The organism is Dysosmobacter sp. Phy (assembly GCF_054476235.1).
Genome location: NZ_CM136997.1, coordinates 2118039 through 2137633 on the forward strand (window position 1 = coordinate 2118039; position 19595 = coordinate 2137633).

The 19595-nt window shown below is 60.1% G+C and carries 19 protein-coding genes; 8 read left to right on the top strand and 11 right to left on the bottom strand.

Translation table 11 applies throughout. The features are described from left to right. The first annotated feature begins 49 nt into the window (after positions 1-49). The gene (locus ACVDHE_RS10390; protein ID WP_458884523.1) at positions 50-2575 is read left to right on the top strand and encodes a hybrid sensor histidine kinase/response regulator; all 2526 of its coding nucleotides are present in this window, start codon (positions 50-52) and stop codon (positions 2573-2575) included. A 218-nt stretch (positions 2576-2793) separates the two neighbouring features. Here the strand turns inward: ACVDHE_RS10390 and tnpA are convergent, their stop codons facing one another. The 5 genes from tnpA to ACVDHE_RS10415 form a co-directional block, all read right to left on the bottom strand. Continuing rightward, positions 2794-3273 (bottom strand): IS200/IS605 family transposase, encoded by a 480-nt coding sequence (gene tnpA / locus ACVDHE_RS10395; protein WP_087270007.1) that lies wholly within the window; start codon positions 3271-3273, stop codon positions 2794-2796. A gap of 183 nt (positions 3274-3456) precedes the next feature. Then, a complete protein-coding gene (locus ACVDHE_RS10400; RefSeq protein ID WP_458884524.1) occupies positions 3457-3966 on the bottom strand; it encodes a hypothetical protein in 510 nt (169 codons plus the stop codon). Next, positions 3967-4356, bottom strand: a complete 390-nt coding sequence (locus ACVDHE_RS10405; RefSeq protein WP_458884525.1) for a DUF4430 domain-containing protein — start codon at positions 4354-4356, stop codon at positions 3967-3969. Positions 4357-4499: 143 nt separating this feature from the next. Further along, on the bottom strand, positions 4500-4874 hold the full coding sequence (locus ACVDHE_RS10410; protein WP_213038046.1) for a metal-dependent transcriptional regulator: 375 nt from the start codon (positions 4872-4874) through the stop codon (positions 4500-4502). 78 nt (positions 4875-4952) lie between these two features. Then, on the bottom strand, positions 4953-6125 hold the full coding sequence (locus tag ACVDHE_RS10415; RefSeq protein WP_213038047.1) for an NAD(P)-dependent malic enzyme: 1173 nt from the start codon (positions 6123-6125) through the stop codon (positions 4953-4955). A 196-nt stretch (positions 6126-6321) separates the two neighbouring features. Between ACVDHE_RS10415 and ACVDHE_RS10420 the strand changes: the two genes are divergently transcribed. Beyond that, positions 6322-6759 carry an RrF2 family transcriptional regulator gene (locus ACVDHE_RS10420; RefSeq protein WP_418724769.1) on the top strand — a complete coding sequence of 146 codons (438 nt, stop codon included), beginning with the start codon at positions 6322-6324 and terminating at the stop codon, positions 6757-6759. 55 nt (positions 6760-6814) lie between these two features. On the opposite strand, the gene ACVDHE_RS10425 is transcribed toward ACVDHE_RS10420, so the two are convergent. Both ACVDHE_RS10425 and ACVDHE_RS10430 read right to left on the bottom strand, forming a co-directional pair. Beyond that, positions 6815-7312, bottom strand: coding sequence for a MogA/MoaB family molybdenum cofactor biosynthesis protein (locus ACVDHE_RS10425; RefSeq protein WP_325225382.1), 498 nt, complete (start codon positions 7310-7312; stop codon positions 6815-6817). Between the two features lie 117 nt (positions 7313-7429). Next, positions 7430-8266: a helix-turn-helix domain-containing protein gene (locus ACVDHE_RS10430; RefSeq protein ID WP_325225380.1), complete on the bottom strand. Its 837-nt coding sequence runs from the start codon at positions 8264-8266 to the stop codon at positions 7430-7432. 172 nt (positions 8267-8438) lie between these two features. Here ACVDHE_RS10430 and yqeC point away from each other — a divergent pair, with 172 nt between their 5' ends. The 4 genes from yqeC to selD are packed head-to-tail and all read left to right on the top strand — an operon-like array spanning position 8439 to position 11605. Further along, on the top strand, positions 8439-9107 hold the full coding sequence (yqeC, locus tag ACVDHE_RS10435; protein ID WP_458884526.1) for a selenium cofactor biosynthesis protein YqeC: 669 nt from the start codon (positions 8439-8441) through the stop codon (positions 9105-9107). After that, the gene (gene yqeB, locus ACVDHE_RS10440; RefSeq protein ID WP_458884527.1) at positions 9101-9901 is read left to right on the top strand and encodes a selenium-dependent molybdenum cofactor biosynthesis protein YqeB; all 801 of its coding nucleotides are present in this window, start codon (positions 9101-9103) and stop codon (positions 9899-9901) included. Before yqeC ends, yqeB begins: the two co-directional genes overlap by 7 nt. A gap of 4 nt (positions 9902-9905) precedes the next feature. Continuing rightward, positions 9906-10565 carry a hypothetical protein gene (locus ACVDHE_RS10445; RefSeq protein ID WP_458884528.1) on the top strand — a complete coding sequence of 220 codons (660 nt, stop codon included), beginning with the start codon at positions 9906-9908 and terminating at the stop codon, positions 10563-10565. Continuing rightward, on the top strand, positions 10565-11605 hold the full coding sequence (selD, locus tag ACVDHE_RS10450) for a selenide, water dikinase SelD (protein WP_213038054.1): 1041 nt from the start codon (positions 10565-10567) through the stop codon (positions 11603-11605). Before ACVDHE_RS10445 ends, selD begins: the two co-directional genes overlap by 1 nt. Before the next feature lie 57 nt (positions 11606-11662). Here selD and ACVDHE_RS10455 read toward each other — a convergent pair whose 3' ends face one another. Both ACVDHE_RS10455 and ACVDHE_RS10460 read right to left on the bottom strand, forming a co-directional pair. Next, positions 11663-12781 carry a polysaccharide deacetylase family protein gene (locus ACVDHE_RS10455; protein ID WP_458884529.1) on the bottom strand — a complete coding sequence of 373 codons (1119 nt, stop codon included), beginning with the start codon at positions 12779-12781 and terminating at the stop codon, positions 11663-11665. Between the two features lie 120 nt (positions 12782-12901). After that, positions 12902-13438, bottom strand: coding sequence for an O-acetyl-ADP-ribose deacetylase (locus ACVDHE_RS10460; protein ID WP_418724763.1), 537 nt, complete (start codon positions 13436-13438; stop codon positions 12902-12904). Positions 13439-13595: 157 nt separating this feature from the next. Here ACVDHE_RS10460 and ACVDHE_RS10465 point away from each other — a divergent pair, with 157 nt between their 5' ends. Next, a complete protein-coding gene (locus tag ACVDHE_RS10465) occupies positions 13596-14261 on the top strand; it encodes a beta/alpha barrel domain-containing protein (RefSeq protein WP_213038057.1) in 666 nt (221 codons plus the stop codon). 181 nt (positions 14262-14442) lie between these two features. Continuing rightward, positions 14443-14766: an alpha/beta fold hydrolase gene (locus tag ACVDHE_RS10470; RefSeq protein WP_458884530.1), complete on the top strand. Its 324-nt coding sequence runs from the start codon at positions 14443-14445 to the stop codon at positions 14764-14766. A gap of 703 nt (positions 14767-15469) precedes the next feature. On the opposite strand, the gene ACVDHE_RS10475 is transcribed toward ACVDHE_RS10470, so the two are convergent. Together ACVDHE_RS10475 and ACVDHE_RS10480 are read right to left on the bottom strand one after the other, a co-directional pair. Continuing rightward, positions 15470-16960: a hypothetical protein gene (locus ACVDHE_RS10475; protein ID WP_458884531.1), complete on the bottom strand. Its 1491-nt coding sequence runs from the start codon at positions 16958-16960 to the stop codon at positions 15470-15472. Between the two features lie 13 nt (positions 16961-16973). Then, positions 16974-19592, bottom strand: a complete 2619-nt coding sequence (locus ACVDHE_RS10480) for a DEAD/DEAH box helicase (RefSeq protein WP_458884532.1) — start codon at positions 19590-19592, stop codon at positions 16974-16976. Positions 19593-19595: the final 3 nt, after the last annotated feature.

A 19595-nucleotide genomic window follows, 5' to 3' on the forward strand; every position in this document is an offset into this window, starting at 1 on the left:
GGAAAAGATCAAGCCGTTCGTACTGACAGACGGAGAAAGGAGGCAGGCAATGCGGGGATTTTCGAAATCCAGCCGGCGATTCCTGCTGCAAAACCTGGTGCTGTTTCTTTTGATGAGCGCGTTCGGTTTTGCGGGCGTATATGCCTCCGGCCGAAGCGCCTACCGCTCTGCCGACGAATTGGGGGCGATGACCTCCGATTACCTGAACCTGCAGGTAAACGCCTTCATGGGCCAATACCAGCAGATTCTGGAGGACGCGGCCTACATGGTGGACGCCATGCTGGACCAGGGTGCGCAGGCGGAAGAGATCCAAACCTGGATCACCTCCTTTTCCCAGCAGTATGATGAGACGATGCAATACGATGAAAGCGGCCTCTACGGTGTGATCCGCGGAGAAGGCGTATACAGCAGCGGCTGGCGTCCCGGAGCGCAGTATAACATCTTTGAGCGCCCCTGGTATCTGCAAGCCAAGGCCGCCGGCGGTGCCAGCGCCCGCTCCATGGTATATCTGGATGCCCGGACCGGCACCCGCATGGTAAGCCTATCGAAATTGCTCTCTGACGGGGAAAGTGTGCTGGCCCTGGACATTCGGGTGGGCGATGTCGAGGTGGAGTGGCAGGAGGGCAGCGATGTTTTTCCCGGCACCGCCACGGTGGTGGACCAGGCCGGAAACGTACTGCTTCACCAGCAGATCGGTCAGGTGCACATCCGCTGCGAAATGGATGCGTTTGACAATCAGGACTATGCCGATCTGATGTCCCGCTTTGATGGGACTCGGGGTGCAATTCGCTGGGATGGCATACAGGACAGCTATCAGGTCTATTACATCGTCGGCCAGGACGGCTGGACATGCATCATCACCATTCCCCGCTCCATCATTACCGAGGACGCCACCAACATTTTCTACTCTCAGCTGATTTTGGAGCTGGCTTTCCTGCTGGTAATTCTGTATCTCTTTATGCGGAGCTATCGGGCCGAACGCCGCGGGCGGCTGACGCTCAGCTGCTTTGAAGCCCTGGGACGGACCTATTTCTGTATCGCCCTGGTAAATCCAGCCCTCAATACCTGTGAGATCACCAAGTTTTCCATCCCCGGCATTACACCGGGGCAGGATATCCGCACCTATGAGCAATTCCTGCAGCAGGTGGAGTCGCATATGTACCGCAACTCCGACTGGCCCCCGTTCCTGGAGCAATTCTCTCCGACCCAGCTGCATCCCCATGACGGCGATCTGGACCGGCGGTACCTGGAATACGAGTCCTGTTTTCCCGGGGGGCCCCGCTGGGTCAGCGCCGAGGCCTTTGCCGTCCCGGGCGATGAACACCGGGAGCAAGTCATTCTGGCCTTCCGGCTGATCCATGACAGCAAGACTCAGGAACTGGCAAAAAGCCAAATGCTGCTGGAATCTCTGGACAGTGCCCGCAGGGCCAATCAAGCCAAGAGCGACTTTCTCTCCCGCATGAGCCACGATATGCGCACCCCGATGAATGCTGTTATCGGCTTTGCGGATTTGGCCCGCCGCAGCCTGGACCAGCCTGAAAAGGCCGCAGAATGCCTGGATAAGGTCTCCGCCGCCTCCCGCCAGCTGCTGCACCTGATCAACGAGGTGCTGGACACCGCCAAAATCGAGCAGGGCAAAATGGAGCTGCGGATCGCCCCGGTAGATCTGGCCCGTCAGCTGGAGGAGACCGCCTCGCTGTTTCAGCTCCAGGCCAGGGCCCAGCGGCAGTCCTTCACGCTGGAACCCCTGGACCTTCCTCACCGGCTGGTCCTCACCGATGGAAGCCGGCTGGATCAGATCCTCAACAACCTCCTGTCCAACGCCGTGAAGTATACCCCGGCCGGCGGCGCTATTTCCCTGCTGGCCGAGCAGCTGCCCGGCAGCCGGCCGGATCAGTGCTTCTGCCGCTTCACCGTGACCGACAACGGAATCGGTATGGCACCGGAGTTCCTGGACAAGCTGTTTCTCCCCTTCGAGCGGGAGGATACCTCCATGACCGGTCAGACCAGCGGCGTGGGCCTGGGCATGGCCATCACGCTGAACATCGTCCAGATGATGGGCGGAAAAATCGATGTAGAGAGCACGCAGGGCAAGGGCTCCCGCTTCGTGGTCACCATTCCCTGCGGTCTGCCGGAGGCGGAGTCAGCCTTTGAAAAAGCTCCCATCCCAACCGCCTTCACTCTGAAAGGCGTCCGTCTCTTACTGGCGGAGGACAACCTTTTGAACCGCGAAATCGCCCTGGAGCTGCTGGGTCTGGAGGGTGCCGTCGTCACCGCCGCCGAAAACGGGCGAGAGGCTGTGGAGCTTTTTTCCAAGAATCCTCCCGGCACCTTTGACGCCATCCTCATGGACATCCAGATGCCCCAGCTGGACGGCTATGGCGCCGCCCGGGAGATCCGTCAGCTGGACCGTCCCGACGCCGGCTCCATTCCCATCCTGGCCATGACCGCCAACGCCTTCGAGGATGACATCGCTGCCGCACGGGCGGCCGGCATGAACGGCCACATCGCAAAACCCATTGACATCAGCCGCATCAAAGCAGCCCTGGCGGCTGTTCTTTCCGATGGCGCGTGAATACCGCTGGGCGCTCCCAGCCCCCGTGCCTCAGCCCAGCCGGCAGTGCAAAAAAGAAAAGCCCTGCGGTCCAGGGCTTTGAGAAAGTCAAAACCTCCGGCTGAGCCGGAGGCTTGAGTAGGCCCTATAAGGGCCAGATACGGACGAAGCCCCTTAAGGGGCCCCGAAAGGTTTGCCGACTGCATTTCTTTCTCGGGCTACCCCTTAAGGGGTTCCTCTTATGCCTTCTTGTTCTCGCGACCCGTAAACGGGTCAACAAACTCTTTCAGCCCTATCTGGTCTGCTATTTGATCCGATGCCAGTTGATTTCGGATATACTCTGCTATCTGCTTTTTATTCCGTCCCACTGTATCCACATAATATCCTCTCGCCCAAAAGTGCCGATTCCCATACTTATATTTTAGATTCGCATGTCGGTCAAATATCATCAGACTGCTCTTCCCCTTTAAATACCCCATAATCTGTGACACGCTGTACTTGGGTGGGATACTTATCAGCATATGGATATGATCCGGACACGCTCTGGCTTCTATTATTTCTACCCCCTTCTGCTGGCACAGTTTCCTCAATATCACTCCTATATCCTGTTTTATTTGTCCATATATCTCCATCCTCCGATATTTTGGTGCAAATACGATGTGATATTGACATCTCCAACTCGTATGCTCTAAACTACTTATGTCTTTGTCTTTCACGATGAAGACCTCCCTGTTATCGTAGTTGTGTGGTCGGCAAACCACTTCTACCTTATCAGGGAGTTTTTTCTTTTTCTACTTTTCTCCTCGCTTTAAGCTATTTTTTACCCCCGGCTTAGCCGGGGGTTGCCTTTGGTACCACCAAAAACAACACCGGACATGCCTGGCATGTCCGGTGTTTTGCGTCTATTGGGCGCCGTACCGCCGCAGCAGCCGGTCCAGCAGCCGGTACAGGGGGCGGAAGAGCAGCAGGCACAGAACAAAGTTCCCACCGCAGTGGATCAGATCGAACCCCAGGCCTGCCAGCCAGTAGCTCACCGCCGCCGCGGCGCCGCCAGCAGCCAGGTACGGCAGGGCGCACAGGGCGCCGAAGGAGAGCCCGAAGAAGCCGGAGACGATCGCCCAGAACAGGGCGGGGGCCTCCGTCCGCCGCAGAAGCAGGACGGCGCCCGCCAGAGCGGCCCACACATAGAGATAGCTGACCCACCAGAGGCCGAAGCCGTACAGGCATCCCTCCAGCAGCACGAAGGCATAGAGGATCCAAAACACCTGCCGCCCCAGCAGCAGCGCGTACAGGATCACCAGCAGGCTGACCAGCTCCACATTGGGCAGGGCCGCCAGGGCCACCTGGCTCCCCAGCAGCACCGCCGTCAGGATCCCCAGCAGGGCCAGCCGCCGGGCGTTCGGGCCGCCCACTCAGTACCCTTCCGTCAGGGTCAGCTCGTACTGCTCCCCGTCGGCGATGGGGGTTTGGTCCGCGCCGGTGGAGAGCATCTCCCCGGAGCGGGTGATGCACCACCACTGCTGTAGGCTGTCGTCCGCCGTCTCGCCGTCCACGGTGGTGATGAACAGGCCGTAGGCGCTCTCCGTGCCCTCTGCCAGCTCATTTTCCACCAGCACTTCCCCCAGGTACTCCGCGTCGGTTTGATACTGGAAGGCGGCCTCAGTGCCGTCCCCGTGGACCACCACCACGTCGATGGTTTTGGCGCCCTCCGCCGTCTCCGGCCGGGTCTGGATGTACAGCACGGCGGCCAGCAGACAGGCCAGCACCAGCGCGCCGCAGCCGATCAGCAATTTCTTTTTCATGGGGATCCTCCCTCTGCTCCGCCTCCCGGCGGGCGCTCTTTTTTCTCTGCCGATTATAGCAGAAAAGCCCCGGGGCCTCAACGGGGAATTTGGGCGGAAAAGCGCCGCGGGAGCAACGCTCCCGCGGCGCGGCAGTTGACCGTTCAGCGGCTCTGCATCCGGTCTACGTGGTCCCGAATGGCGGCAAAGCTCTCGGCGCTGATGACGTGCTCGATGCGGCAGGCGTCCTCCGCCGCCACCTTGGGATCCACGCCCAGGGCCGTCAGCCAGGTGGAGAGGAAGGTGTGCCGCTCGTAGATCCGCTGGGCGATCTCCTCTCCGGCGGCGGTGAGGGTGATGTGTCCCAGCTCGTCTACCTCGATGCAGCCGTTTTCCCGCAGGTTTTTCATGGCCACGCTGACGCTGGGCTTGGAGAACTCCAGCTCCGCCGCGATGTCGATGGAGCGGACATAGCCGTTGCGTTCCCGCAGGATCAGGATGGTCTCCAGATAGTTTTCAGCGGATTCTTGGATCTTCACGACGGCGACTTCCTTTCGGCTGGATTTGAGTTTATCTATTCTACCACAAGCCCCGGCTGCTTTGCAAGGGAAAACGGCTCAGATCCGGGCCACGCCGGAGCTGTGCGCAGCCTGCTTGACAGCGGCGGCCACGGCGGTCTTGACCCGGGGATCGAAGGCGGCGGGGATGATATAGTCGGCCGAGAGCTTGTCCGGTCCGATCAGGTCTGCCAGGGCGTGGGCGGCGGCGATCTTCATCTCGTCGTTGATGTCGCTGGCCCGGGCGTCCAGAGCGCCCCGGAAGATGCCCGGGAAGGCCAGGACGTTGTTGATCTGGTTGGGGAAGTCGCTGCGGCCGGTGGCTACCACCGCGGCACCGCCGGCCTTGGCCTCATCGGGGAAGATCTCCGGCGTGGGGTTGGCGCAGGCGAAGATGACGGCACCCCGGTTCATGGTCTGCACCATCTCCCGGGTCACGACGCCGGGAGCGGAGACGCCGATGAACACGTCCGCGCCCCGCAGCACCTCCGCCAGGGAGCCGGTGCGGCCGGCGGGATTGGTGACCTGGGCCATCTCCTCCTTGATCCAGTTGAGGCCCTCCCGTCCGGCGTAGATGGCGCCCCTGCGGTCGCACAGCGTCACGTCCCGGGCCCCGGCGGAGAGCAGCAGCTTGGTGATGGAGACGGCGGCAGCACCGGCGCCGTTGATAACGATGCGGACCTCCTCCAGCTTCTTGTTCACCACCTTCAGGGCGTTGGTCAGGCCCGCCAGGGTGATGACGGCGGTGCCGTGCTGGTCGTCATGGAAGATGGGGATGTCGCAGCGCTCTTTCAGCTTGCGCTCGATCTCAAAGCACCGGGGGGCGGAGATGTCCTCCAGGTTCACGCCGCCGAAGGAGCCGGCCAGCAGCGCCACGGTGTTGACAATGTCGTCCACGTCGTGGCTGCGGACGCACAGGGGGATGGCGTCCACGCCGCCGAAGGCCTTGAACAGCACGCACTTGCCCTCCATGACGGGCATACCGGCTTCGGGCCCGATGTCGCCCAGCCCCAGCACGGCGGAGCCGTCGGTGACCACGGCCACGGTGTTCCATCGGCGGGTGAGCTCATAGCTTTTGGTGACATCTTTTTGGATTTCCAGACAGGGCTGGGCCACGCCGGGGGTGTAGGCCAGGGACAGGGCGTCCTTGGAGTTGACCTCCGCCCGAGGCACCATTTCCAGTTTGCCCTTCCATTCATAGTGCAGACGCAGAGATTCTTTCGCGTAATCCATTCGTGTTGCTCCTCCTGCTCAAGAATTGCCGGCGGCGAAGGCCGCTGAGTTTTCTCCATTTTACGAAAAAGCCGGGGGGATGTCAATTCGTACCAGCTGCTTTCCGGCGGCGTGAGGGAAAAATACCTGTGTATTTGGAAAAAAACCTTGTAATCCAGGATCTTCCATGGCAAAATAGAGAAAAGGAGGGATCCATATGCGCATTTCCACACGGGGGCGGTACGCCCTGCGGCTGATGACCGATGTGGCGCTGCACGGAGGAGCGGGGTATGTCTCCTTGAAAGACGTGGCGGCCCGGCAGGAGCTGTCGGTCAAGTATCTGGAGCAGATTGCGGGCCTTCTTGGGAAGGCCGGATTCCTCCGCAGCGGACGGGGCGCTCAGGGCGGCTACCGCCTGACCCGGGACCCGGTGGAGTACACCGTGGGCAGCATCCTGCGGCTGACGGAGGGGGAACTGACGCCGGTGGCCTGTCTGGAAGAGAAGGCGGACAACGTCTGCGGCCGGTGCAACATCTGCGCCGCCAGGGACTTCTGGGCGGGACTGTATGCCGTGGTCAACGAATATGTGGACCGTTTCACTCTGGCAGACCTGGTCCGGACGGCCAGGGAGAAAAATGGGATGGCTGCTCTTTGAAGAATCAGCAGCGCCCCGGATGGCAGATGCCGTCCGGGGCGCTGTCTTTTTGAAATCACCCTGGCAGGGAGGCGCAGTCGGCCGGGCCGCCGGTCAGCATCTCCAGCCCGTGGGCCAGGGCGGGCAGCACTGCCTCCAGGTTCTCTCTGGCCGCCTTGGGAGAGCCGGGGAGATTGACGATCAGGGTCTTTCCACGGATGCCCGCCGCCGCGCGGGACAGCATGGCCCGGGGCGTCACCTGCAAAGAGGCATAGCGCATGGCCTCGGGGATACCCGGCGTGAGGCGCTGGCACACGGCGATGGTGGCCTCCGGTGTCACGTCCCGGGGAGAGAATCCGGTGCCGCCGGTGGTGAGGATCAGGTCCGCTACCCCCTCGTCGCTCCACTGGCGCAAAATGGCCTCGATCCGGGGACCCTCGTCGGGCACGATCAGCGTTCGGGTCACGTCGTACCCGGCCGCCTGCAAAAGCTCCGCCACCAGCGGGCCCGCCGTGTCCGGCCGCTGGCCCTGGGAACTGCGGTCGCTGACGGTCAACACCGCCGCTTTGAACATGGGGATTCCTCCTTTGTACTGTGAACGGCGGTCCGCTCCGCCGGGAAGCCGCCGGAGCCGGCGGCCATTGATCCCATTATAGGAGGTCCGGCCCGGCAGGTCAAGGAAAAGGGGCGTTCAGAATGTTCCCTTGCGGCGACGCCGCCAGGAGCGGAGGGCGCAGACGGTCGCGGTCAGCAGCGCGGCGAAACCAACCAGGAACGTCAGGTCGATACACCGCAGCAGAAGGCGCTGCCCCAGTCCGTGGTTGAGGTTGGGGATCTGCATCATCTGCCAGTACCCCCAGATTTTCAGGGCATACAGCCCGGCCAGCACCGCCCAGCCGCCGCCCAGAAGAAGGAAATTGCGGCGATTGAGCGGGAAACGGGTATGGCGGAAAGAGTGGAGGGTCACCGTGAACATCACCAGCATCGCGATCAGCTGGACCCAGGCGATGAGGAGACAGGTGTAGTTTTGAAGAGAGAACGTGCGCAGGGTCAGCTGCCAGGAGATGCCTGTTGCCCAGCGGATATCCAGCTCCAATGTCAGATACACGGCCCAGGCACACCAGAGACCGGGGTGTTTCTGCGCCAGAAAGCAGATGACGCCACAGATGGAAAAGGGAATACACACAAACAGCCCTGTCAGGCGCCCGCCTGCCACGGTGCCGACCAGCACAGCCAAAAAGGCCATGCACAGCAGGATGGTGCCGGCGATTTTCCCGCCGGAGTAGCCGTGAAAGGACTGCGGAGCCGCAGCCGGTTGGGCTGCCGCCGGTGCCTCCCCGGTCACCAGCTCGTCCAGGGTCACGTCAAAGACCCGGCTCAGCTTGACGAGCTTGTCCAGGTCCGGGACGCTGCCGTCCGTCTCCCACTTGCTGACGGACTGGCGGGACACGTCCAGCAGCTCCGCCAGGTCCCCCTGGGACAGGTGCTTTTCCGCCCGCAGGCGGCTGATGTTGGTTCCAAGGCTCATGGTTGATCCTCCTTTTGTTCCCCCTCAGTATAGAGAATGTGAGGGCGGAAGTCCACCAAGGGGCCTTGAAAATTTAGCAACCGCCGGTTGCACCCCCGGAAAAAGGCCCCTCGCCTTGACGGGGCGGGGCGGGGGTGTTATTCTATGAAAAAAAGAACGGGGAGGCGCTGCCATGGCTTTGGCAAAGCTGCTGGGCATCCGGCCCGGCGTCACCGCCGTCATCGGCGGCGGGGGCAAGACCACGCTGCTGCGGACCCTGGGGGAGGAGCTGGCGGCGGGCGGAAAGCAGGTGCTGCTGTGCACCACCACCAAGATCCTGCCCTTTCCCGGTCTGCCCTGCGCCCGGACGGGGGAGGAGCTGGAGGCCCTGCGCCGGGAACACCGGCTGCTGTGCGCCGGGACCCCGGTCCCCGGAACGGAAAAGCTGACCGCGCCGGAGACACCCATGGCGGAACTGGCGGCGCGGTTCGGCTATGTGCTGGTGGAGGCCGACGGCGCCGCCCGCCGGCCCCTGAAGGCCCACGCGCCCCACGAGCCGGTGATCCCGGCGGAGGCGAACCAGACCATCTGCGTGGTGGGTGCCTCCGGATTCGGCCAGCCCATCGCCGACGCCGCCCACCGGCCGGAGCGGTATGCCGCCCTGGCGGGCGCGGCGGAGACGGCGGAGGCCACGCCGGAGACCGAGGCGGCGGTGCTGCGGGCGGAGGCCCTGCACACGAGAGTTTATGTCAACCAAGTGGAGACGCTGTGGGACCTGGCGGACGCCAAGGCCCTGGCGGCGCTGCTGGACTGCCCGGTCCTGGCGGGCAGCTTACAGAGAGGGGAGTATTTTCCATGCTGACAGTGATTCGGGGCGCCGGAGATCTGGCCACCGGCGTGGCCCTGCGGCTGTGGCGGGCCCATATCCGGGTGGTGATGACCGACATCCCCGCCCCCACCGCCATCCGGCGGACGGTGTGCTTTTCCCAGGCCATCGTCCACGGGGAGACCACGGTGGAGGATGTGACGGCCCGCCGGGCGGAGGGGCCGGAGGAGGCCCTGGCGCTGCTGGAGATGGGCGTCATCCCGGTCCTGGCGGACCCGGCGGGGGCCTGCATCCCGGTGCTGAAGCCGGACGCGGTGGTGGACGCTATCCTGGCCAAGAAAAACTTAGGCACCAAGATTACCGACGCGCCGGTGGTCATCGGTGTGGGCCCCGGGTTCACTGCCGGGGAGGACTGCCACGCGGTGGTGGAGACCATGCGGGGCCACTACCTGGGCCGGGTGATCCATGAGGGGAGCGCCATTCCCAATACCGGCATCCCCGGTCTCATCGGCGGTTTCGCCGGAGAGCGGGTGCTGCGCGCCCCGGCGGACGGTGTGTTCCGTCAGCTGCTGGACATCGGCGCCCAGGTGAAGATGGGGGACGTGGCCGCCACGGTGGAGGGCGTCCCCATGATCTGCACCCTGGACGGGGTGCTGCGGGGCATCCTGGCTGACGGCACGCCGGTCCACAAGGGCATGAAGGCCGGGGACATCGACCCCCGGTGTGAGATCAAACACTGCTACTGCGCCAGCGACAAGGCCCTGGCGGTGGGCGGCGGCGTGCTGGAGGCGGTTTTGGCTCTGACCGGAGCGCTGAAAGAGGTACGGTGAGAGCATGGCCGGCATTCTGATCGAACGGGGCGGCTATCTTCGGGAGATCCTCCGTCTGCTGGGCGCCTCTGCCTGGGACTGCCGGTGGCTCATCACGGGGCTGGAGTGCTACCAGGCTTCGGGATGGCCGGGCTGTGAGAAGTGGCAGCAGGAGACGGCGCTCATCCCCAACGAGGATTTGCTCCGGGACATCGAGGCCCGGGACATGCAGTTCGTGTGGGGAATCTTCTCCGCCATTCCGGTCCGGTATCCCCGGGAGGAGATCCTCTCCCATCCCATGCCGGACTTTTGGGATACGGACGGCCGCAGCCGCTGCCTGCGGGAACACCTGCTGCCCCAGCATCCTTTGGCGTTTTTGGAGATCTACTCCGAGGACAGCAGCACCGTCACCGTGATCGCACCCCAGCCGGAGATCCTCCGGTCTCTCTATGGCCTGGACTGCTGGACGGAGGACGCAGAGGAGCAGAACCGCCGTTTTCTGGTGTTGGAGGCCGTCACGGAGCGGCTGGTCCGGGAGCGGGGATACGGTGCCATGGACGCGTATGCCCGCCGGAATTTGACCGGACTGCTGTGGCGCGGCCTGTACCATCACCGGCCGGAGTGGCCGGTCTGTGAGGAAGAGATCGAGACGGCGTATCTGCGCCTTTGGAAAGGAGAACGATGATGGCTGAGAACGAAGTGAAGCTGACGAAACTGGCCAAGTGTGCCGGGTGCGGCGCCAAGGTGGGAGCGGGGGTGCTGTCCCAGCTGCTGGAGGGCATCCGGGTCCACCAGGACCCCAATCTGCTGGTGGGCTTTGACAAGAGCGACGACGCCAGCGTCTACAAGGTCAGCGACGATCTGGCCCTGGTCCAGACGGTGGACTTCTTCCCGCCCATCGCCGACGACCCTTATCTCTTCGGACAGATCGCCGCCACCAACGCCCTCAGCGACGTGTACGCCATGGGCGGCGAGCCCAAGCTGTGCTTGAACATCATGGCAGTGCCGGAGTCCATGCCCAAAGACGCCGTCCACCAAATGCTCCGGGGCGGCTACGACAAGGTCTATGAGGCCGGGGCCCTCATCACCGGCGGTCACAGTATCCTGGACGACGAGCCCAAGTACGGCCTGGCGGTTACCGGCTTCGTCCACCCGGACCGGGTGCTGACCAACTCCGGGGCAAAGCCCGGGGACGTGCTGCTGTTCACCAAGCCTCTGGGCATCGGCGTGCTCTCCACCGCCCAGAAGGCGGAGATGCTCTCTCCCGAAGGGGAGGTCCTGGCCTACCGGCTCATGACCACCCTCAACAAGTCCGCCCGGGACGCCATGGTGAAGTACCGTGTCCACGCCTGTACCGATGTGACCGGCTTTGGCCTCCTGGGCCACGCCTGCGAGATGGCCCAGGGCAGCGACGTGGACCTGGAGCTCCGTGTGGCGGACATCGACCTGATCCCAGAGGCGGCGTCCCTGGCCCAGATGGGCATTCTCCCTGCCGGTATGTACCGCAACCGGACCTTCGCGGAGCCGGAGGTGGACCCGGGGGAGACGGAGCTGTGGCAGCAGGACCTGCTGTACGACCCCCAGACCGCCGGCGGGTTGCTGATGGCCGTGGACCCGGCGGACGCCGACGCCCTCTATCAGGAGTTGAAAGCGTGCGTCCCCAGCGCCCAGCGGATCGGCACCGTGCTGCCCCACGGCGGCGGCAGGCGGATCTTCCTTCGGTGACAATAAAAAGGGCCCGGGCAGCCAAGCAGCTGTCCGGGCCCTTTTTCTGATGTACGCTCAAAGACGTCTGGCCTGCAGGCTGAGCAGATCTTTTCCCAGCAATTCCGTTCTGACGGATTCGCCGGGGACCGTTTCCCGCAGAACCAGCTTTACCTTTATGGGCGCCTTGGAGACCGGCTCCGCCGACAGGACCTCCGGGGCCTCCGGAGTGACGGGAGTCTCCGCCAGCGGCGGTACCTGCCAGCGGAAGAGACTGTATCCGTAGAGGTGATTGGTTTGGACCTCCTGTCGGAAGCGGAGCGTCAGCAATTCGCTGACCGTCACCAGCTGATATCCCTGCTCCAGCAGCCAGGGCACCAGAATCCGGGTGGCCTCCACGGTGGTATCGTAGATGCTGTGGAGCAGAATCACCTGTCCGTCCAAATTTCCGAAGTTCTGTACGGAGGATACGATCTTTTCCGTGTTCCGGTTCAGCCAGTCCTCGGTATCGATGGACCAGGTGACCAGAGCCCGCCCGGAGCTGGTTTTCAGCGCCTGATTGATAGACCCGTAGGGTGGACGCAGCAGCGTGGGGGCCTGGCCCAGCACCTGGGTAAACAGCTCGTCCGCTGCCGCCAGATCTGCCTGAATGGCCTCTTGGCTCATTTTGCCCAGGTCTGCATGGCGATAGGAGTGGCTGCCGATCTCACAGCCCATGTCCACCGCCCGCCGGACGGCGTCCGGATCCCTATGCAGATTTACAGCCACTTCAAAAAAGGTGGCCACGGTCTGATGTTCTTCCAGAATGTCCAGAATTTGGTCCGTGTACTCGGCGTGGGGACCGTCGTCAAAGGTCAGGGCCACCATGGGACGGCTGGGGTCCACCACCCGCTGGGAGGGAAGGGCTTCCTCTGTTTCTGCCAGAGTGGGAGGCTCCGGGGAGGAGGCGTCCGGAGGGGAGGCCTCCGGAGAAGCGGGCTTCGGGGAAGGGAGCGTCGGTTCCAGCGGGGGTCTTGCGTCCGGATCGTGCTCCGCCTTCTGAGCAGGTGCGGTATAGGATTCTTCGGCTGCCAGGACCGTCTGTTTGGTGGATGCGTGAGGGCCTGCGGCACAGGCGGTCAGGGATAGAACGAGGAAAAGAGAGAGGAGTTGTTTCATGGTCGCAGACCCGCTTTCGTCAGATTTCGACTTTATCATACCGAAAGGGACAGAGGAAATCAGGACAAAACGGATACAAAATAAGGCTGAAAAATAACAAAAGAAACAAGAATGACAAAAAATGCCACTCCGTCGGGGCGGCATTTTTTGAGGAGAGAGTTACAGCCGGCCGTCCTTTTCTTCTGCGTACCAGAGGTTCCAGGTCTGCCGGTAAACCTCTGCTGCCTGGGGAGTGTGGCAGACCATGCGTACCTGTCGGGGCAGGTCGTTTTCCGACAGAAAGTCCATGATGGCCCGCAATGCCACGGTGGCTGCCTGGGCCATGGGGTAACCGTAGACGCCGGTGGAGATGGAGGGAAAGTCCACCGTCTCAATCCCGTGGTCCCGGGCCAGGGTCAGGCAGGCGCGGTAGCAGGAGGCCAGCGCCGCTGCCTCGCCGCGCTCCCCGCCCCGCCAGATGGGGCCGGGGGTGTGGAGGACGTATTTAGCGGGGAGGCGGTAGCCCTTCGTCAGCTTGGCCTGGCCCGTCTCGCAGCCGCCCAGGGTCCGGCATTCTGCCAGCAGCTCGGGACCTGCGGCGGCATGGATGGCGCCATCCACCCCGGAACCGCCCAGCAGCGTGGTGTTGGCCGCGTTGACGATGGCCTCCGCGTCGGAGCGGGTGATATCGCCAACGATGATATCGAACCGTCTCATAAAAATACCTCCATCCTGCCGCTGGGAAGCGGCTTGCGTTTCTTTCAGTATACCGGCCCCGGCGGGAAAAACAAGGGAAAATCTTGAGCACCGAAGTCGAATGTGGTATGATGGGACCGGAAATGCAGACAGGCCCAGCGGGAAGAAAGGAGATCTTATGGCAAAACAGGTTCCCTCCTATACCGGGACGCTCCGCAGCCACTCATTGACGCTGCCGCCATGTATCAGTGAGTGCAGCGGCATTCGGATCTTTGGGCGGCGGATCAAGTCCCTGGCCTTTTCCACCGACGTGGCCATTATCAAGAATATCAACGCCGACGCCATCATCGCCGTCTACCCCTTCACGCCCCAGCCGGTCATTGCCCAGGCCATCATCAGTGTGTCGGACGTGCCGGTGTTCGTGGGCGTAGGCGGCGGCATCACAACAGGAACGCGGTCTGTACGGCTGGCGGTCCAGGCGGAGCACCAGGGCGCCTATGGGGTGGTCCTCAATGCCCCCACCTCCAACGAGGTGATCCGGGAGATCAAGGGCGAGGTGGACCTGCCGGTGGTAGTGACGGTGGTCTCCGCCCACACCGACATCCGCAGCCGTTTGGAGGCCGGAGCGGACATCCTGAACGTCTCCGGCGCCGCGGCCACCCCGGAGATCGTGGCGGAGATCCGCCGGGATTTTCCCGAGGTGCCCATCATCGCCACCGGCGGCCCCACGGAGGAGAGCATCCTGCGCACCATCCGGGCCGGCGCCAATGCAGTGACCTATACGCCGCCCACCAACGGCGCGCTGTTTGCCAAGATCATGGAGCAGCACCGGCAGACGTTTTGACTGGTCCCGGATCGAACGGACTCCGGCTGCCTGAATGAAAAAGCGATGAGAGAATACCAGCTTGCCGGGTTCCTGGGTTCGGCTGCTGCCTGCGCTATGTTGACCTTCCTGGGGAGGAGACCTCATTCATGGTCTGGGCTGCGCGGGATCGTTTGACTATCCGGAGGTCGCGGCACAGGCTGTGCTTGCAAAGCACCGGCGGATCCTGGTGGATCTGCTGGGGGCGGGGTACAGCGGCAGCCCCCCAGAGTTTGATTACAGCATGCCTGCTCATGCGGCGTATCTGAAAGAATTTGTTGATGGTCTGGGCGTGCGGGACGTTGTCCTGTTCGGACACAGTCTGGGCGGCCCGGTAGCGATCGAATTGGCGAAGCTCTGCGGGACCGTATGCGCACTCTGGTCCTCAGCGAGGCCAATCTGGATCCCAGCCGGGCGGGCAGCGGCAGCTATCAGATCGCACAGCTGCCCGAGGAGGAATTTGCCGGGGGCGGAATGGATGCGCTGATCGCGGAAAGCAAGGCGTACGGAAATACCATGTGGGCTGCCGCACTGTTCCGTTGCGCTCCCTGCGCGGTGCACCGGCTGCCCAGATGCGCGCTCCGCGGCGGAGACCCGCCGTGATGGACGGCACTGTATGAACTGCCGGTGCAAAAGGGATTTATTTTCGGAGAGCGGTCTCTGCCGGATGCGGATTATGAGGAGCTGCGGAGGCATGGTATCCGCGTTGAGACCGTGCCGTCCGCGGGCCATTCCATGGCGTGGGAGAATCCCGCGGGATTGGCGATCGCCATTTCCAGGTGCCTGTGAGAGAACGGCTGCTGTTCCGGTATGGACCGCCGCAGTTTGACGGCGGAAGTGATTGGGAAAGGAACTTGAAGAGATGACAAGGATCCTGTTTGTCTGCCACGGCAGGATTAGGACGGAAAACCGGGACCCCCTGTGATTTCAGCACTTTTCAAGTCTGTGCCCTCCTGATTTACACCACACTTACACCAAAATCAACCACATGGAGCCCTGACAAAAGCCCCAGGTCGGGCCGGTACTGCCGGTCAGATCTGGGGCTTCCTTATGCCATATGTGAAACTCACATGTGGTGCTTGCAATCTTCACGATTTCTCATAAATGCCGATAAAGCCTGATACAGTGCGGCATTATCAGCGTTTTTCTGGTGCTCGCCTCTGGTTTGTGAAAAGGTGTTTGGGGAACAATTATTGTGACAACTTGACATTAGATGCTGACGTCTTATTATCATTCCTCGCATCAATCAAAACAATATCATCATTACCGGCTAATTTTAACTCATTTAGGATTTCAAAGATTTTCTTTTCCTCTGCTTCTGAAAAGAAAAGAATCACCTTTATTGCACGCTCTGTACTTGAGGCTGCCTTGTATATGTCCACTTGTTTAGCCAAATTTTGCTTCAACTTTGAATTAGATGCTAACTTAAATTCTACTAAAGTTGAATTTTTGCTCCCATACGAAATCTTATAATCTACGGGGCCTCTACCGTTATTTACCTCTCTGTTAACATCGAGAGGACTGCCATACCAAACCAATCTATAAATAACTTGTAAATCGGCCTCTCGTTTTATTGGTTGACCGTTGGAGTAAAATAGCCTGTACCCGTCTTGATCTTCGATAACTTTTTTAAGAAATATGACTCTTTTCTTTGCTTCATCATGTGCGTCTGGAATAATGTCATAAAACTCTGTTTTCGCATTCAACAGGCTTATTAACTGAGAAATTTGAGTGTTAAAAAGCAGTTCTACTTCACGAACTTTTTCCCTGCTAATAGAAGTGGCCTGCGCTTCGTTATCTTCTTTATATCGAATGTAATAATCGATCAGCTCTGGATGCTCTTTAATAAGGCGTGTTGCAGCAGAATCCTTCTCGGTTCTGCTCATTTCCTTTTTCTTTTTTGATAAGACATCTCGGAAATAAGTTTCAAGTTCAAACCTTAACGCGTCATCAGGGATTGATGGGGCAATTTGTTGTAAATTGTGAATCATGTCGTTGCGATTAATAAAAGTATCGTCCCTGGTTAGCATTGCTTTTGGCGTTAGTAAAACATAATCGCCATTAAAAGAAGGTAGATAGTATTTTTGCGATGCCCATGTTTTTGTATCCCAGTTGAAATAGGCTTTGGCAACTGAAAACTCCTGGCATTGGTCGGCGGATAAATACTGCTTTGCAAAAGATTGTGTATATTCCAGCAAATATTTCTTTGCAAAATTGGCCGTGAAATCGCTGATTTTATCTCTGCCTACTCGTGAACTAATTAGGCATAACTTCTCCATGTGGCGTCCTTTTGTGACTGTTTGACTGCCAAAATCTTTGAATATAGAATTTAAACCAGCATGAAGCCCTACCGCAAAATCACTGCCCATCCCCCGCCCCGCGTTTCCTGAAAGACTAAATCCTAACCATGTTTGTTTTATTTCTGAAAATGAATACCAAGCTTTTCTCATTCCTGAAGGTAGTTTTGGATGCTTTTCGGATTGTCTTTGAAGGAACAAAAGATAGTCAATCATCTCATGATGAATTTTCTGATATTCTGAATCTGTACTGTTAAAAAGAAGAAAAGGATCAATAAACAATGGCAGATCATTGATCAGCGAAATATTTACCGCCCCATAGCTTTCGATGACATCTTCATCAATATCAAAGTAGTCTGAAAAATAGACTTTGATGTCTCCCAACAGTAATTCCTCCTCATAAGGCTTTTACGGTATCCACAAACTGGCTCACACTCACCGCGCCGGGCAAGAGGTTGTCCCCGTCCTGAAAAACCATATAGTAGCGGTACTGATTTCCGGCGGCGTGCCGCCATGCGTCCCCCAACTCGATTTTCTCCCGGCTGTTGTCGTTTTTCAGTTGCTCTCCTTTGGGCTCCACCAGGATGATCCGCCCACTCTGGGTCATCACAATGAAGTCCGGGTAGTGATTGATGAAGCCGTTGATGCAAAATCCCTGCCTGGAAATATTTCGATGCCACCACTTGATATTGGGCAAGGCGGTAAACTCCCGGACCAATGCCGATTCCAGCTTATTCATGTTGCCTTCTTCCGCCTGGTACAGAGAGCCGCCGTAGACGTTTGTGTGGGTCGTGGGATGGATGTTCAAGGGGAGTTTATAAGATGGCTTACAGACGATCCGCTCAGTCTCCAGCCAGCGTTTAAAGGTGTCCTTGTAGTGCTGGGTCAATAGGAAGTCGATCTTGTCCTTGATCTTCGCAGCGTACCCCAGAGGGGCCTTTTCCATGCCCGCCAACTGATCCTTGTCCATGTCGTCCACAATGCGCTCAATATAATTTCTCAGCTCGACGGAGTCCACCATGTTCAACTTGTTGAGCTGGTGGAACATCACATCCTTGCACTGGCGGATGCGGCTCTCAGGGGGCAGGGAGCGGAAATGTTCTTTGAAATACCGCTGTGCGGTATCGTCCATCTTGAACGCTTTGGGCAGACCGCCCTCCTTTTCCCGTACATCGATCTCCGCGATCTCATCGTCGGCGGCGGTAAAGTCGATGTCATAGGCCTTCCCTTTCAGGGTAAACTCGTCGGCCAACTGCTCCTTTTCCAGAAGTTCATACACCCCATCGCTAAACAAGGAGGGCGGAACGACCTGGAAGAACTGGGGGATCTCCAAGGTCTCGATGTCCTGCTGAAATTCCGGTTTCACTTGGAATGTCGTCACTTGATCGCGCACCTCCCACGGCAGATTCTGCATATAGGGGTCTTGGTCGGACTGTTCCACTGCAGCGGCGTACTCCTGCCCGGCCTGCTCCGCCTGTTCCAGCATGGCGTCGCTTCGCGGCAGTACGGGGGAGGCCCCCTCTGCCTGTCGGCGTTCCAGTTCCCGGCTGACCGTCTGAGCGTCGAAATCCAGAAATTCCTCGGTATCGGCAGGGACCTCCGGGACAGGCTGGGGGATCGTCAGCTGTTCCGGCTCGGGCTCCGGCTCTTTGGGCGGAAGCGGGGCGGAGACGCGGTAATCCTTGTCGCTGAAACCTGCGCTGTTTAGGCCCTTGACGATTTGATCCACCGTCTTGTCAAAATCGTTGGAAGAAGTCAGAACATAGGACAGATTGAGCGCACGTTGGCTGTGCTGTGCGGTGTGGGGGAGGCGGAGAATGCGGCCCAAGATCTGCTCCACGTCCACCCGGCTGGTCTTATTGGCAAGAGAGGCCAGGATATAGGCAAAGGGGCAATCCCAGCCCTCTTTCAGCGCGTTGACCGTGATAATGTAACGGATAGGGCAGTCACGGGAGAGCAGGTCCTGGTTTTTCAGCTCGTTGACGTCGGCGGTGCGAATGGCGATCTGCTCGACGGGGATGCCGATCTCCACCAGTTTGTCCCGCAGCCTCTCAAAGGTGGTGCTCTCCTCCTTGCCCCTGGGCTGGGCCTGGAACAGAGCAATGGGGCGGATGTACTGCCGGGCCTGCTCCGGCCTGGACTCGGCCAGTTCTTCCAGCCGGTTTCGCAGGTCGATGGCGTCGGCTAGCACCTCGCTCTGGCTGTCCCGGTTGTAAACGATCACCGGCAGCTTCACCATGTTTTCTTTCTTCAACTGAACCGCGTCCACATAGGAGATGATATTGCTCTCCTCCTTGGGCGTGGCGGTGAGATCCAGTACAAAGCAGGGGTTGAAGTTTTTCAGCATCTCCAGGCTCAGCTCCGACCGGGCATGGTGACTCTCGTCCACGATGACCAGGGGGGAGAGCTGGTTGATGACCTGGAACAGCGCGGTCTCGTCCGCCTTTTCAATGGGCGCTTCCGGCTTACCCAGGGCCTTGGAGAAGGGCTCCAGGGCGCTGTTCTGCTGATAGGCTTTCAGCGCCTCCTTGCCCCGGCCCCGGAAGGAGTCGTAGGAAAGGACCATCACGGACAACTGCTCTGTCACGGCGGTGGGGTTGAAGTTCTGCCCGTTCAGCAGTTCCTGTTTGGTGTAGACCACCACGCTGCTCCCGTAATCCGCATTGAGCTTCTGCCGGTATGGGTGAGCCGGGTCTTTCAGCGCCTTCACCGTCTGAGAGAGGATGGCGTCGGACGGCACCAGCCACACCACCACCTTGGCCTTGGTAAAGGGAAGGGTGTCAAAGATCGGCTTGACCGCGTTACAGGCCAGGAAGGTCTTTCCGCCGCCGGTGGGCACCTTGAAGCACAGGTTGGGCACGCCGGGCATGATGTCCTGATAGTGTCCCAGGGCCGGGGCGCTCTGCTCCTGCCAGAAGAGCCGGAATGCGGCGGCATAGTTCCGGGTCTCGTTCAAAAGCTGCAAATAGCGGTTCAAGTCCTTGATGGCCTTTTTCTGGTAGTTTTTTAATTCCATGAG